This is a genomic window from Exiguobacterium acetylicum (assembly GCF_019890935.1).
GTDB classification, from domain to species: Bacteria; Bacillota; Bacilli; order Exiguobacteriales; family Exiguobacteriaceae; genus Exiguobacterium_A; species Exiguobacterium_A abrahamii.
The window spans coordinates 1,099,471-1,115,108 of sequence record NZ_CP082333.1; the positions used below are offsets into that span (position 1 = coordinate 1,099,471).

Here is a 15,638-nt window from a genome sequence, read left to right on the forward strand (position 1 = left end):
AGTGGGAATCATTCGTGAATTATCCGATAGTTTAGCGAACCGGATCGCGGCGGGAGAAGTCGTCGAACGACCAGCATCGGTCGTCAAGGAACTGGTCGAGAACGCACTTGATGCCGGTGCGACCCAAATCGATGTCGAACTCGAAGAAGCCGGGATGAAACGGATGACGATCCGCGACAACGGACACGGGTTTTACCCGGATGACGCTGAACTGGCTTTCGTCCGTCACGCGACGAGTAAGATTAAGGATGAGCATGACTTGTTCCGAATCAAGACACTTGGTTTTCGCGGAGAGGCACTTGCCTCGATCGCGTCCGTCAGTAAAGTGACATTGAAGACGAAACGTGAGGACGCGGAAGGAATTCAAGTGACGCTTGAGTACGGGACGGTCGTTGAACGGACACCAGCAGCAATGAACCGGGGAACGGAATTGACGGTCGAGCATCTCTTCTTCAATACACCGGCACGGCTGAAGTATTTGAAGACGACGCATACAGAACTTGCGGCGATCACAGACGTGCTGAACCGAATGGCGTTCGCTCATCCAGACGTCAAGCTTCGGGCTACCCATGAAGGGAAGACATTGATCCAGACGAACGGATCAGGAGACGTCCGGCAAGCACTGGCAAGTGTCTACGGTCATCAAACGATCCAAGGAACGTTGGTCGCCAAGGGCGCGAATGCCGATTATCAATTGACGTGTCATCTCGTCAAACCGGAAGTGACCCGTGCCTCGAAGAATTACATCACGTTGATTCTCAATGGACGTTCGGTCAAAAACTTCGCTCTGACGCAAGCGGTCTTGAACGGTTACCATACGCTCTTACCGATCGGGCGGTATCCGATTGCGGTCATCGAGGTGACGATGGATCCACTCCTGATCGACGTCAACGTCCATCCGGCGAAACGGGAAGTCCGTCTTTCAAAAGAGATGGAGCTGTGCCAGTTGATCCAGGAGACGATCAAGATGACGCTCAGCCGAGAGACGCTGATTCCGAAAGTGACGCCACCGAAACCAAAAAAAGATCCGAGTAGCCAGGAAAAACTCGATTTTTCTTATGTCGCTGAACCGGTCGAAGAAACGTCATCGCGAGCGGTCTGGAATTATCCGATTCCGAAAAAGCCGCAAGAAGACGATCGACCACCTGTCGAGAAATCATTACCTTTTAGCAACGAGGATGATCTATTCGAGCCCATCGAGCCGGTCAAGCAGGAGTTTACTGAACCGATTGAGGAACCAGTCGCGCGTCCGCGCTTTCCGCATCTCGACGTCATCGGTCAACTCCATTCGTCTTATATCGTCTGTGCCGGGGAAGACGGGATGTATATGATTGATCAACATGCAGCACAGGAACGAATCAAATACGAGACGTATAAGGTCATGTTCGGTCGACCACCGGAACAACGACAGCAATTGCTCTTACCGTATACGTTTGAAATCTCGTCGGATGACATGAAACGGATGGAGGAAGTCCTTCCGTTGTTAAAAGACGTCGGTATCGAGTTCGAAGCATTTGGTCCACAAAGCTTCATCGTCCGAGAAGTTCCGACGTGGTTCCCGTCCCATCGACAGGAAGAGACGATTCAGGAATTACTCGATGAAGCCTTGATGAAGCGAAAAATCGATCTCGAGACGTATCGGGAAGATGCCGCCATCATGATGGCATGTAAAAAATCCATCAAGGCAAATCATCCGTTGAACGATGAGATGATGCGCCGGTTGATTGACGATCTAGCGAAAACGGAAATGCCGTTCACGTGTCCACACGGACGTCCGGTCATCATCGAATGGACGACGTATGAACTTGAGAAGTTATTCAAACGGGTCATGTGATGAAGAAGAGGAGACGATTCCACTAAGGAGTCATCTTTCAGATTAAAAAGGGAGCTGACTCAAAACTTAAAAGTCAGTTTCTGCAAAGAATGACGTGTCACACGCAACTCCTACAGGAAAAAGCGCATTTATGCGCTGTCAGAGACAAACAAGACCCGCTTTCCTGCTTGAATGAAGCAGGAAAACTGGCTTGTGTCTCGCCTGAGGAAAGGGCGTGAACAGACGCGTCATTCTTTTTTGGAGTCAGCCCCTTTTTGTTCGTCTCGAATCATTTATTGTACTGATACACGACTGACTGGTTTTTGTTTGTGCTAATACAAAAAAAGGTGAGGATATTCATGAGAACGGTTACTTCAGTTGATTAACTAGATTTCATTGATTGTTGAAGGAAAGAGGCGGATAATAAGACCCGAAACTGTTAACAAGGGGACCTTTATCATGCTTTCACGCGTTATGCGTATCATTCAAATTATTGCTCAAATTGCACTTATTTTTTGTTTTTCACTCAGTGGGGACTGGGTGAGCGAAACTTTCCAGTTACCGTTACCCGGTAATATCATCGGCTTGATTCTGCTGTACGTGACGTTAAAAAGTCGACTGCTTCCTCTCGTCGCTGTTGAACGGGGCGGAACCTTTCTACTGTTCGTCATGCCGTTATTCTTCGTTCCAGCACTGTCCGGAATCATGGATTATACGGCATTCCTTCGAACATCTGGTCTTCAAGTCGTGTTGATCGTCGTCGTCAGCAGCCTGCTGACGTTAGTCGGATCAGCGTATATCGTCGATCGCTTGGCACACCGGAAAGAGGCGGTGACCCCACATGAGTGAGACACTGTTCTGGATCATCCTGACCGTTCTATTATTCAGTGGTGCAATGTTTCTTTACCAACGTCATCCCCGTGTCTGGACGTTACCGATCCTGACGGTGACCGCTGTCCTGATCGTAATTCTCGTCTATAGCGGCGTCTCACATGCAGAATACATGCAAGGGGGACAATACTTGTCGAAGATGCTCGGTCCAGCGATCACGGCGTTTGCGATTCCACTTTACCGCGTCCGGCATCACGTCCGCCGTTTCTTACCGGAAATCGGACTTGGTGTGTTGCTTGGAACCTGTATTGCAATGAGTTCAGATCTGTTACTCGGTCTGTTGCTTCATCTCGAGCGGACGACGAACCTTGCCTTGTTACCGAAATCGGTCACGTTACCCGTTGCCTTAGCGATCTCACAAAAAGCGGGCGGGACGACGACGCTGACGGCAGCCTTCGTTTTATTGACCGGATTGACAGGATCCATCGTCGGACCAAAATTAATGACGGGCTTGAAGATTCGGCATTTCGTCAGCCGTGGAGTAGGCTTAGCATCGATTGCCCACGTCATGGGTGCGACAAAATCGATGAGTCTTGACCAACGCGAAGGGGCGGTCGGTCTGTTGACGATGGTCTTGACGGCCGTCTGTGCCAGCGTCATCGCACCGTTTTTAATCACATGGTTATATGGCTAAACACTCTGTTTTTTCAACGGAGTGTTTTTTTGTAACCGATTGAAACTTGTCGACTACTTTTGCAGTATAGTACAACAGAAAACAGGGTGGAGGAGAAGAAGATGATCATTTGGATTAACGGTACGTTTGGCGTCGGAAAGACGACAGCAGCAAAAGGATTACAAAAGCGTTGGAGCAGATCATACATTTTTGACCCGGAAGAGACAGGCTATTTCTTACGGGCACAACTGCCGGAAAACAAGGACGATTTTCAGGATGAGCCGTTGTGGCGCACGTTTAATCGACAGCTCCTCGAACAGCTCGATACGGAAGATGCGCGAATCATCGTGCCGATGACCTTGACGAATCCAGCGTACTTTCAGGAAATCATCGGGATGTTACGAGCGAACGGTCATGACGTCCGTCATATCGCCCTGATGGCGAAGGAGACGACTGTCAAACGCCGCCTGATCAGCCGCTTTGAGCGTCCAAACTCGTGGGGAGGTCAACAAGCGGAACAACGACTACGGCAATTATCCGATCCGCTGTTCAGTCAACAGATCGAGACGGATGATCTGACGAAAAGGCAAGTCATTGATGCGATTGCTCTCGTGACCGGGATTGGACTCTCGCCTGCCCGATCGTAAAGGATTCAAGAGGGATGTTTCCGGGAATCATTAGATGATAATAGATGAGGAGGAAACGATCTTGAACGAAGGGCAACTTATTGCTAGGAGGATTTATGAACATGAAACACTGGATGACTGAGAAATTGGGCAGACAGTTGATGGCGATTTTTTATAGTGTCTTTGCACTAAGTGTCATCACATCGGTTGCCAGTTATTTATACGTGGATAATGCAGACGGTCGGACGAAGGAGCAAGTACTTGACCAGTTACAAAAGACACAATGGTTCTGGTTCTTGAACTTGATGATTTTTTTATTTTGTCTATTGTTCATCGTCCGTCCCTTAATTCATCGGGTGACGTCACAACTCCGCGAATTGAACGTCAAGAGTCGTCGCCTTGCAGAAGGCAAGTCGATTTCGCTCGAACATGATGTCGACAGCCATAATGAAGTCGGTCAATTGACGGCATCGTTTTACCAGATGGCACGGTCGATCTCATCACAACATGCGGAATTGTCAACAAAGAATCAAGAAATGGAACACAATCAGGAAGTATTGAAGCAAAAACAGAATGAGCTTGAGCGTGCTCTTGAAGTGACGCGGACGAATGAACTCCATTTGCAGGATCGGAATGAACTGATCGAAACGCTTGCTTCAAAGGAGAGTTTATTCGATTACTCGTCTGTCATCAGTACGATCGTTCGGTTGACGAAGACAGAGTTCGGGGCATTGTTATTGATCAAGAATAATGAAATCGCGCAAGTCGTTCCAAAAGAAATGACAGAAGAACAACAAGAGAGTTTAAAGACGGAGTCGTTACTACTAAAGCGAGTCATGATTTCAAAGGAAACCGCACATTCCTCAAAAAAGGTTGCGAACGACGATCTGATCAAGTATCCGTATCACGTCTATGAAGGTGTTATTCCGATCATGGATCCGGCAAAAGAAGAATTGATTGCCTGTCTTTATCTAGCACGGTTTGACGCACCATTCAACCAACAGGATTTAGCGGAACTGGAATCGTTCTCAAAACAGATTGCGATCTCATTGATGCGAATGTCACTCTACGAACAGATGGAATACGAACGAAAAGAGACGGCACAACTGCTGAATTCCGTTCGGGAAGCGATTCTCTACATCAAACACGAAGAGAAGACGATCTTAGGAAATCAGGCGTTATTCGATATCTTCCAGTCGTTACAAGTCGAAGAAGACAACGATTCGATGACCTTCCTCGAAGTCCGACCGGAAACGATGTTCGAGCAGATGGATCAGAAGGAAGCGTTTGAAGCATACTTTGAAGAAGTCTTATCGGGTGAGATTCCGGAGGGCATGTTCTCCTTGTCGATCGACCAAGGGGAATATTTCATTCAAGTCTATGCCGAAGCCATTGCGCACGGAGGACATTCAAAAGGAACGATTCTCGTCTTCCGTGACGTCACGGCTGAGACAGAAGTCGACCGCGTGAAGTCGGAACTCGTCTCAACGGTCTCGCATGAACTTCGAACACCGCTCTCTTCGATTTATGGCTTTACGGAGCTCATGTTGAAACGGGATTTGGATCCCGAGCGAAATAAGCGATACTTGCAGACGATCCACGATGAATCGAAGCGTCTGACCGATCTCGTCAGCGACTTCTTGAACGTTCAGCGGATGGAGTCAGGAAAACAAGAGTATGACAAACAAATCTTTGACCTGAAAGAAATCGTCAAGGAACAAATTCAGTTTTATCAAGCAGCGACGGAGCAACACAGTCTGCAGCTTGATTTGAATGATGAACAGGACTTCATGGTCGAGGCAGATGCGAACAGCATGAAACAGTTACTCGGTAATCTCTTGAATAACGCGGTGAAGTACTCACCGGACGGCGGGGATGTCGTCGTGACGATGACCCACCAGCATAATCAAATCGAACTCAGCGTTCGCGATTTCGGGATCGGGATTCCGAGTCACTCGATGCCGCATCTATTCAGTAAGTTTTACCGGGTCGACAACTCAGACAGCCGAAAGATTGGCGGGACGGGTCTGGGATTATCGATCTGTAAGGAAATCGTTCGCGCACATGATGGCAATATCGAAGTCGAATCGATCCTTGGAGAAGGAACGGTCTTCCGGGTCAAGTTGCCGAGTGCGACAGACGCGTTACTCGAAGCAGAATGAAGAGACGAAGAAGAGGTGATATCATGCGCCTCTTCTTTTTTGTCGTGCCTCGTGTGAGATTCGTCCAAATTCCTGCGATTGGCTAAAACGAGTAAGATGCAGACATTTGAACGATAAATCGAACAGATTGATGACAGAACGAATGAAACAGTTGAAAAAATCGTAAATTGTGCAGGGATTGCGAACGTTTCTGAACTCTCGCTATAGTGATTACAAAAAACGTGGGAGGAAAAAGAATCATGGAGAGCTTAGAAGCGTTACTCACACCACCGCAAGATATCGAACAAGAGAATGCAAACATTGATGGCAAAACACCGCTAGCGAAATTACAGCGGATTGCTGGGGAAGCAGCGCGGCAGATGATGCGACAACATCTCGAAGCGGATGTCTTGCAGGCGCTTGACGACAACATCTTATATATCCACGACGCCGATTATTACGTGACGGGTACGACGACTTGTGCCCAGATTCCGCTCGGTCAGCTACTCTCAAATGGATTTCAGACGACACACGGTTCAATCCGACCAGCACAAGACATCCGTTCGGCCCTTGCTCTTGCAGCAATCATCGTCCAAGCGAATCAAAACATGCAGCATGGCGGACAAGCCTTTGCGACCTTTGACGATGATCTAGCACCATTCGTCGAAAAGACCTACCAACGCGAATGGACCAAACTACATGACCTTGTACCGCATTGGAAGCGACGCAAGCGGGAACGGCGCGCATGGCAGGAGACGTATGAAAAGACGTTTCAGGCATGTGAAGCGTTCATCCATAATACGAATTCAATGCATTCACGCGGAGGGGGACAAGTGCCGTTTTTATCCGTCAATTATGGAACGAATACGACGCAGGCAGGGCGACTTTTCCAGCGCGCCTTACTGACAGCGACGGAACGTGGGTTAGGAAGAGGGGAGACGCCGATCTTTCCAATTCAAATCTTTAAAGTCAAACAAGGCGTCAACCTGTCACCGACAGACCCGAACTACGATTTGTTTCAACTTGCTACCCGCGTGACAGGAAAACGACTGTTTCCGAACTTTGCGTTTCTTGATGCACCATTCAACCGTCAGGAGCAACCAGGGGGAGCCGAAGTCGCGTACATGGGATGCCGGACCCGTGTGTTTGAAGATCGTGGAGACATCCCGTCCGTTACAGGGCGAGGGAACTTATCGTTTACGAGCATCAATCTCGTCCGTTTGGCGCTTCAATGTCAAACCGTCGATCAAATGTTCGAAGCCGTCCAAGAGACGACAAGACTTGCATGCCGGCAACTCATCATGCGTTATGAGTTCCAGGCAAGCCAAACAGCTGACGCGTTTCCATTTTTATATCAGCATGTCTGGAAAGACGGTGAGAGGTTAAAAAGTACGGATCCTGTGGGTTCGGTCCTCAAGCACGGGACGTTAGCGGTCGGCTTCATCGGTCTCGCGGAATGTTTGACCGTCCTGACGGGGAATCATCATGGTTATTCCGAACTGGCGCACCGGATTGGTCTTGCGTTGATTCAAGCGATGCGAACGGTCGTCGACAACTATGGTGAGATGACGGGATTGAATTTTAGTTTGCTGGCAACTCCAGCTGAAGGGTTGTCGGGTAAGTTCACACGTCGTGATGCCAGTGACTTCGGTGAAATCAAAGGAGTGACCGATCAACCGTATTACACGAATTCCTTTCATATCCCCGTCGACGCACCAGTGACGATCCGTGAGAAGATTCAACTCGAAGCTCCGTTTCACGCATTATGTAATGGTGGACATATCACTTATGTTGAGACAGATGGGGCCCTGGCTGGAAATCCGCAAGCGATCGAAGACATCGTTCGTTTGATGGCAGAGGCTGGAATCGGCTATGGATCAATCAATCATCCTGTCGATCGTTGTCTTGATTGCCGAACGGAGCAGACGATTGAGGATCAGTGTCCGGTTTGCGGGAGTAAGTCGATCGAACGGATTCGACGGATTACAGGATATCTCGTCGGTACGCTGGACCGCTGGAATGAAGCCAAACGGGCTGAAGAGCAGAATCGGGTGAAGCACGATGCTACGCGTTCTTTCCCTTCTTCCTGATTCTGTCGTCGACGGTCCCGGTCTGCGAACGGTTCTGTTTCTTGCCGGTTGTCCACACCACTGTATCGGCTGTCATAATCCATCCTCCTGGGATCCGGCAGGTGGAGTGGAGTGGACGATTGAAGAAACAGTAGAACGGATTCAGGAAATCGGAAATCGTCGTTTGACATTGTCCGGTGGGGAGCCGATGCTTCAAGCAACAGCACTGGCGCAATTGCTTGAACGACTTGGACCAGACTATGACGTCATTTTATATACTGGCTATGTACTAGAGGAAATCTTAAGACGTCAACGATGGTATCCACTAATACTGCGACTAGATGGACTCATCGATGGTCCGTTCATCCTGTCGAAACTCGACCGAACGACACGTTTTCGGGGCAGCACGAATCAACGAATTTATGATCGACAGCAGTTGCAAAAAAGAGTGTTACACAAAAACAAAAACTCCCCCGTCTGAATAGACAGGGGAGAAGCAAATCATGCATATTTTTGTTCTTGATCGACGGATTCGACGACTGCAAGTGTCGTCGTCCGTCGTTTTTTGATGAAGAACGATAAAATCAGTGCCGCGAGTGCAAGTAACGTTGCGATGAAGAACGTATCGTTGATTCCTTCGATCATCGCCTGCATTTGCAACCATTCCGGATTAGCGGCTTCAGGTTGTGAAGCGAGTTCCGGAACGTGATGTTTCGTCCGCGACGTCATGATCGTCACGAGCAGACCTGAACCGATCGCACCCGATACTTGTGACAACGTATTGTTCAATGCCGTACCGTGTGGCGTCAAGTGTTGCGGAATATGGTTCAACCCGTTCGTCATGACGGGCATCATGACCATCGAGATTCCAAGGAAACGTAGCGTATACATGATGACGAGGAACGCGTATGACGTATCCGCAGCTAGCTGACTAAACGAGAACGTCGTTAAGACCGTCAGTGATAAGCCGATGATCGCAAGGATCCGAGCACCGAATCGGTCGAACAGACGACCTGTGATCGGTGACATGATCGCCATGACGATCGCACCTGGTAACATCAAGAGACCAGAATGAAACGGTGAGATACCGCGAATCGTTTGGATGTAAATCGGCATCAAGATCATTGCGGAGAACATCGACATGTTCAAGACCATCGAAATTCCTTGCGATAAGGCGAACATCGGATAACGGAAAATCCCGAACTCAAGCATCGGTTCTTCGAGCATGAATTGGCGTATAATGAAGGAAGTCAGACTGATCACACCGATGATCAATGATCCGATGACCGTCCAAGATCCCCATCCGGCAGAACCAGCGGAACTAAATCCATACAACAAACCACCGAAACCAAAGCTTGAGAGAACGAGTGAAAATAAATCGAGTTTGAGTGTGCTACGAACCGTCTCTTTCTTCAATAAGAAGGCACCCGTGAACAGTACGAGTAATGCGATCGGTGTAACGAGATGGAACAACATCCGCCATTCATAATGTTCAAGAATCCAGCCGGACAATGTAGGTCCGATGGCTGGGGCGAACGTGATGACAAGTCCGAAGATCCCCATTGCTTGTCCGCGTTTCTCGATTGGGAAACCGGTCAAAAGAACATTCATTAATAGTGGCATCATGATTGCAGAACCTGATGCCTGCATCATCCGCGCACCGAGTAGAAGCGGGAAGACGTGTGCTTGTCCAGCGATGATCGTACCGAGTGAGAACAGCGTCATCGCCGTCAAGAACAGTTGACGTGTCGAGAATTTCTGGACAAGGAAGGCCGACGTCGGAATCATGATTCCGTTGACGAGCATATAGCCCGTCGTCAACCACTGGGCGGTGCTTGCCTGAATACCGAAGGACCCCATGATCGACGGTAAGGCGATATTAAGTAACGTTGAGTTCAGGACCGCAACGAACGCACCTGCCATGAGGACAGTTAAAATTAAATAAAGTCGTGATGATTGCTTGCTTGATTGCATTTCGTTATGCTCCTTTTGTACTACGAGTCTAAAATGTTAGACTTGAATTCTATGACTAACTTGGCTATCTTACCAGGCTAAGTCGAATGAATTCAAATTATTTGCTTCATACACTAAAATAAGTGATTGTTAAACCATTGCAATCATTTGAACAGAAAAGGACAAGACCATGAATCCAAAAAAGAAACAACTTCTAGATGCCGCCTATCAGCTATTCGTCGAAAAAGGTTATCAATCGACGTCCATCCAGGACATTCTTGAGCACAGTAACGTTTCCAAAGGAACGTTCTATAACTACTTCTCCTCTAAAAATGAATTATTCATCGATGTATTCAATACCGTCTTTGAAAAGATGCGAACAGCGCGCAAGGAAATTCTCGTCGGACGAGATGTCTCGGATTATGAGACGTTCATTCAACAAGGGAACTGTTACTTGGAACTGATGCAAAAATATAAATTGTATACGTTGTTCGAAGAGGCGATTGCTTCAAATGAAAAAGAACTGAAGACGTTCATGGAGAATAATCGTCTTCTCGAGATCGAATGGACGTTTGAACGATTACGTGATTTATTCGGTCAGACGAAAGAACCATATCTTCTAGATTTAGCGGTCATTTATACAGGGATGTTGCAATATGCGATGTACTTCTTCCGTCAATCCGAACCGAACACACAGCCGGAACGAGTTGTCCGTTATGTATTCAATCGATTGACGCATCTCGTCGAAGACGTCAGTCGGACAGAAGAACAATTGATTCCGCCGCGTTTCCTATCCGTTTGGCTCGATCGTCCACAAGATGAAGTCGTCATTCGGAAGGATTTGTTCGAGAAGACGAGTGCGCACATGAAACGCTTGATTACCCTGTCTTCGATTTCCGAAGAATCAAAGGAAGCCCATGAAGAGGTTCTTGATTTCATCTATGAAGAACTACTCGAACGGAAGAAACCAAAAATTCATCTTCTGCGTCGTGCACTCGAGACGATGGACGAAGATCCGGTCTTTGCGGGTCAGGAAATCATGGCGACTTATAAAGCGATGGTCGATGAGATTGCCCGCATTCGGACCAAAACTTCCTAAAAAGGTTGCTTTTTGAAACTAACCGGATTACACTGAGACCATTCATGTTAGAAAAGGGGTCTCATCATCATATGTTTACTCAATGGAAAAAAGAGTGGTTCTTGCAACCAAAAGCGGATTTGCTGTCCGGAATCGTTGTTGCCTTGGCACTCGTTCCGGAAGCAATCGCGTTTTCGCTGATCGCCGGCGTTAACCCGATGGTCGGGTTATACGCTTCCGTCATCATTGCGATCGTCATCTCGATTGCCGGCGGTCGTCCCGGAATGATTTCAGCTGCGACCGGTGCGATGGCACTCGTCGTCGTCCAGCTCGTCAAGGACCATGGTGTTGATTATTTACTAGCTGCCGGTATCCTTGCCGGAATTCTACAAATCGCGTTCGGATTTTTAGGAATTGCTAAGTTATTACGGTTCATTCCTCGATCCGTCATGGTCGGATTCGTCAATGCGTTAGCGATTTTGATTTTCTCGGCACAACTGCCGCAATTCGAAGGACAGAACTGGATCATGTACGCAATGGTCGCCGCATCACTCGCCATCATCTTGTTATTCCCACGCGTGACGAAAGCGATCCCGGCACCACTCGTTGCGATCACGATCATGACAGTGTTGACGGTCGTCTTCTCACTCGATACACGAGTCATCGGGGACATGGGACAAATCGAAGCGGCGTTACCAAGCTTCTTCTTGCCGGATGTTCCGTTCTCGCTTGAGACGCTCCAAATCATCTTCCCGTATGCTTTGTCACTTGCGTTCGTCGGTTTGATCGAATCGTTGCTGACGGCACGAATCGTTGATGAGATGACGGATACGACGTCGAACAAAGCGATGGAATCACGCGGACAAGGAATTGCGAATATCATCGCAGGTATGTTCGGTGGCATGCCGGGCTGTGCAATGATCGGTCAATCGGTCATCAATGTCACATCGGGTGGACGCGGTCGATTGTCGACGTTGACAGCAGGTGTGTTTTTAATGCTGTTGATGTTCACGATGAACGATCTATTGATGACGATTCCGATGGGAGCACTCGTCGGTGTCATGTTCTTCGTCTCGTATGCGACGTTTGACTGGGGCTCATTCAAGATGCTCAAGACGTCACCGAAGAGTGATTCTGCTGTCATGCTCGCAACCGTTCTCGTCACCGTATTGACGAACGATTTATCAATGGGTGTTCTTGTCGGGATCTTGCTTGCTGCGTTATTATTCGCGTCAAAAATTTCTCGTATTCAAGTCGAGCGCAAGGAGCAAACAGATCGAGTCCATTATACGATTCGTGGACCGTTGTTCTTCGCATCGACGACGGCATTTGCAGAACAGTTCCAGCTCGAGGCTGATCCATCGTCTGTCATCACGCTTGATTTCTCAGCGTGTCACTTGTTTGATGATTCTGCTATCGAAGCGATTGAAAACGTCGTCTTGAAATACGAACGACTTGGCAAAAAAGTCGAACTCGTTGGATTGAATGAAGAGTCGCAAGCGCTCGTCGATCGATTAGCGCAGCGAATCGCATAAGGGAACAGGAAGAAGCTATGAGGAAGTGGTCGACACTATGTCGACCACTTTTTTGTTTCCTTCTGATTGACGATGAGAAGTGCGTCCATTGATTGGTTTCGCTATACTAAAAACAAAAGGGGGCAGTTAAGATGAAATGGTTTCGATTTGAGCAAGAAGGAAAAGTAGGGATCGGGGTTGAACGGGATGGCTCTACATATGATGTGACGGCACAAGTCTATACGGATTCATTGTTTGAAGTGATTTCACGTGAGTTCGATGTTGATCTTGATTTAGATATCGCGCCACTACTTAAAAGAGATGTTCGAAAACTGGCACCGTATGTTCCGGCACGAAACGTCATCTGTGTCGGCAAGAACTACGCCGATCACATCAAGGAGATGGATACGGCGGGAGCGGGGAAATTCGTCTTGTTCACGAAAGCACCGACATCGATCGTTGGTCCGTTCGAATCGATTGAGCGGCATGAGGATTTGACGCAGCAACTCGATTATGAAGGAGAACTCGCCATCATCATCGGTACGACGGGGCGTGATCTGACACCTGAGAATGCACTTGATCATGTATTTGGCTACAGTATCGTCAACGACGTGACAGCGCGGGATCTACAAAAAGAACACGTCCAGTTCTTCCGTGGTAAATCACTCGATGGGTTCTGTCCGTTCGGACCGGTCATCGTCTCAGCGGACAGCTTTGATCCGCGTGACGTCCTCGTCGAGACGCGTGTGAACGGGGAACTCCGTCAATCGGGATCAACCGCCTTGATGTTGCGCGATGTCGTAACGATTTTAGTCGAAGTGTCACGCGGGATGACGCTTGAAGCAGGTGACATCATTGCGACAGGCACTCCGGCTGGTGTGGGGCACGGTATGAAACCACCGGTCTACCTTCAGACAGGGGATGTCGTTGAAGTATCGATTGAAGGAATCGGTCGCTTGCAAAATGAAGTCCAGTGAACGAAGTTGACTGAAATACTTGAATTTCATTCACCACTTTCCAAATTGCTTCGGAAAGTGGTTTTTTATTTTGTGAAAATCGTCAAAAATTTAAAAAATGATTGATTCTAAACAATAAAACAGTCATAAAATGACCGTTTTTGATGTATAATGAAACTATAAGAACGGTTTCATGTCGAAAAAAGTCGTATTTTGAACGTTTTATAAAGAATTTATATAATTTTTGAACGTTTTTGATTGATTTTTAGATGTAAACGCTTTATATTAAAGATGCGGAGGGAAACCTTATGTTAACCAAAAAACGCCATCAACTCATCCTCGAGCTTTTAGCCCGAGAAGAAGTCGTCAAAATGCAAAAGATCGTCGAACAAACCGGTGCGAGTGAATCCACGATTCGTCGGGATTTATCACAACTTGAGACAGCAGGTCATCTGCGTCGGGTGCACGGGGGAGCAACAGCGAACCATTTGCAAATTGAAGAACCGAGTTATTTCGAGAAGAGTGATCAACACGTCGAAGAGAAGGAACGGATCGCGCGAGCGGCTGCCGACCTGATTGAAGACGGGATGTATGTCTATCTCGATGCTGGAACGACGACGCTTGCCATCGTTCCGTATCTCGAAGAGAAGGCGATTACGGTCGTAACGAACAGTCTTCCTCTAGCGAACACGTTACTCTATCACCGTATCCCGACGTTCGTCGTCGGAGGGCAACTCAAGCATTCAACGCAGGCACTCGTCGGTTACAACGCACGTGAAGGAATGTTGATTTACCATTTTGATGTCGCGTTCCTTGGGATGAACGGAGTTCATCCGGCACAAGGATTCACGACACCAGATCCGGAAGAGGCACTCGTAAAGAAGACAGCGATCGAATTAGCAAAACAATCGTATGTACTCGTCGATGAGACGAAGCTGGATGCAATCAGTTTCAGTCGGGTGGCGTCCTTGCAAGCGGCGACGATCATCACGACGACATCCAGTGAGCAAGAAGCGAAATACAGTCAATACACAGAGGTGGTGAACGCGAAATGATTTATACACTGACACTCAACCCATCAATCGACTATTATGTCACGTTACCGGTATTTGAGGCAGGACAAGTCAATCGTGTCGAACAGGCGGAAAAAGTGGCCGGAGGGAAAGGGATCAACGTCTCTCTCGTCCTAAAAAACTATGAGGTGGAAACACAAGCACTCGGATTCCTTGGAGGAAGTACCGGACAATTCATTCGGACTGAACTCGAGAAACGAGGCGTGTTGACGGACTTCACACCGATTCAAGATGAGACGCGGATCAACGTAAAGATTCGTGCTGATCAAGAATCCGAGCTGAATGCAGCGGGACCGAAGATTCAACCGGAAGAGCTGGAGCATTTATTATCCCGATTCAAGACGATGCAAGCCGGTGACATCGTCGTCTTCGCAGGTAGTATCCCAAGCAGTCTGCCGCATGATCTCTATCGTCATATCGCGACGATCCTGAATGAACGGAACGTTCGCTTCGCTGTCGATACGACGAAGGAAGCGATGCTTGAAGTCTTACCGCTCGGTCCATTTTTAATCAAGCCGAATCACCATGAACTCGGTGAAATCTTTGACGTCGAGATTACGTCGAAGGAGATGGCCGTTCCATACGCCCAGCAGCTCGTCGAGCGTGGTGCCGAGAACGTTGTCATCTCATTTGCAGGAGACGGAGCACTGCTCGTCAATCGTCAAGGTGCCTATACGGCAAACACACCGGCAGGGAAGCTCGTCAATTCCGTCGGTGCCGGAGACTCACTCGTCGCTGGATTCGTCGCCAGCCACGCGCTCGGTAAATCACCAGAAGAAGCGTTCCGCTATGCGGTGACGACTGGTAGCGCGTCTGCTTATTCCTTTGGCCTTTGTACGAAGGAAGATATCGATCGTCTCATCAAAGACGTCAACGTCGTTGAACTCATTCAATCCTAAAAGGAGTGTGAC

At 48.2% G+C, this 15,638-nt stretch carries 13 protein-coding genes; 12 read left to right on the forward strand and 1 reads right to left on the reverse strand.

The features are described 5' to 3' along the window. The first annotated feature begins 1 nt into the window (after position 1). The 7 genes from mutL to K7G97_RS05680 all read left to right on the forward strand — a co-directional run bounded on the left by mutL (position 2) and on the right by K7G97_RS05680 (position 8,634). A complete protein-coding gene (gene mutL, locus K7G97_RS05650) occupies positions 2-1,834 on the forward strand; it encodes a DNA mismatch repair endonuclease MutL (RefSeq protein ID WP_223041567.1) in 1,833 nt (610 codons plus the stop codon). 438 nt (positions 1,835-2,272) lie between these two features. Next, positions 2,273-2,662, forward strand: coding sequence for a CidA/LrgA family protein (locus K7G97_RS05655; protein WP_050677344.1), 390 nt, complete (start codon positions 2,273-2,275; stop codon positions 2,660-2,662). Further along, a complete protein-coding gene (locus tag K7G97_RS05660) occupies positions 2,655-3,338 on the forward strand; it encodes an LrgB family protein (RefSeq protein WP_223041568.1) in 684 nt (227 codons plus the stop codon). Before K7G97_RS05655 ends, K7G97_RS05660 begins: the two co-directional genes overlap by 8 nt. 101 nt (positions 3,339-3,439) lie before the next feature. Beyond that, the gene (locus K7G97_RS05665; protein WP_223041569.1) at positions 3,440-3,964 is read left to right on the forward strand and encodes an AAA family ATPase; all 525 of its coding nucleotides are present in this window, start codon (positions 3,440-3,442) and stop codon (positions 3,962-3,964) included. A 101-nt stretch (positions 3,965-4,065) separates the two neighbouring features. Continuing rightward, entirely contained in the window at positions 4,066-6,105 is a 2,040-nt protein-coding gene (locus K7G97_RS05670; protein WP_215084627.1) for an ATP-binding protein, read from the forward strand. A 206-nt stretch (positions 6,106-6,311) separates the two neighbouring features. Then, positions 6,312-8,174: an anaerobic ribonucleoside triphosphate reductase gene (locus K7G97_RS05675; protein WP_223041570.1), complete on the forward strand. Its 1,863-nt coding sequence runs from the start codon at positions 6,312-6,314 to the stop codon at positions 8,172-8,174. Next, the gene (locus tag K7G97_RS05680) at positions 8,146-8,634 is read left to right on the forward strand and encodes a 4Fe-4S single cluster domain-containing protein (RefSeq protein WP_223041571.1); all 489 of its coding nucleotides are present in this window, start codon (positions 8,146-8,148) and stop codon (positions 8,632-8,634) included. The genes K7G97_RS05675 and K7G97_RS05680 overlap by 29 nt, the downstream gene beginning before the upstream one ends. A gap of 20 nt (positions 8,635-8,654) precedes the next feature. Here the strand turns inward: K7G97_RS05680 and K7G97_RS05685 are convergent, their stop codons facing one another. Further along, positions 8,655-10,127 (reverse strand): DHA2 family efflux MFS transporter permease subunit, encoded by a 1,473-nt coding sequence (locus K7G97_RS05685; protein ID WP_029341214.1) that lies wholly within the window; start codon positions 10,125-10,127, stop codon positions 8,655-8,657. 169 nt (positions 10,128-10,296) lie between these two features. On the opposite strand from K7G97_RS05685, the gene K7G97_RS05690 reads away from it, so the two are divergent. The 5 genes from K7G97_RS05690 to pfkB all read left to right on the forward strand — a co-directional run bounded on the left by K7G97_RS05690 (position 10,297) and on the right by pfkB (position 15,626). After that, on the forward strand, positions 10,297-11,205 hold the full coding sequence (locus tag K7G97_RS05690) for a TetR/AcrR family transcriptional regulator (RefSeq protein ID WP_223041572.1): 909 nt from the start codon (positions 10,297-10,299) through the stop codon (positions 11,203-11,205). Positions 11,206-11,276: 71 nt separating this feature from the next. Further along, positions 11,277-12,719 (forward strand): SulP family inorganic anion transporter, encoded by a 1,443-nt coding sequence (locus K7G97_RS05695; RefSeq protein ID WP_223041573.1) that lies wholly within the window; start codon positions 11,277-11,279, stop codon positions 12,717-12,719. Between the two features lie 131 nt (positions 12,720-12,850). Beyond that, positions 12,851-13,675: a fumarylacetoacetate hydrolase family protein gene (locus K7G97_RS05700; protein WP_223041574.1), complete on the forward strand. Its 825-nt coding sequence runs from the start codon at positions 12,851-12,853 to the stop codon at positions 13,673-13,675. 287 nt (positions 13,676-13,962) lie between these two features. Next, positions 13,963-14,709: a DeoR/GlpR family DNA-binding transcription regulator gene (locus K7G97_RS05705; RefSeq protein WP_023467728.1), complete on the forward strand. Its 747-nt coding sequence runs from the start codon at positions 13,963-13,965 to the stop codon at positions 14,707-14,709. Then, the gene (pfkB, locus tag K7G97_RS05710; protein WP_195865443.1) at positions 14,706-15,626 is read left to right on the forward strand and encodes a 1-phosphofructokinase; all 921 of its coding nucleotides are present in this window, start codon (positions 14,706-14,708) and stop codon (positions 15,624-15,626) included. The genes K7G97_RS05705 and pfkB overlap by 4 nt, the downstream gene beginning before the upstream one ends. The last annotated feature ends 12 nt before the right edge of the window (positions 15,627-15,638 follow it).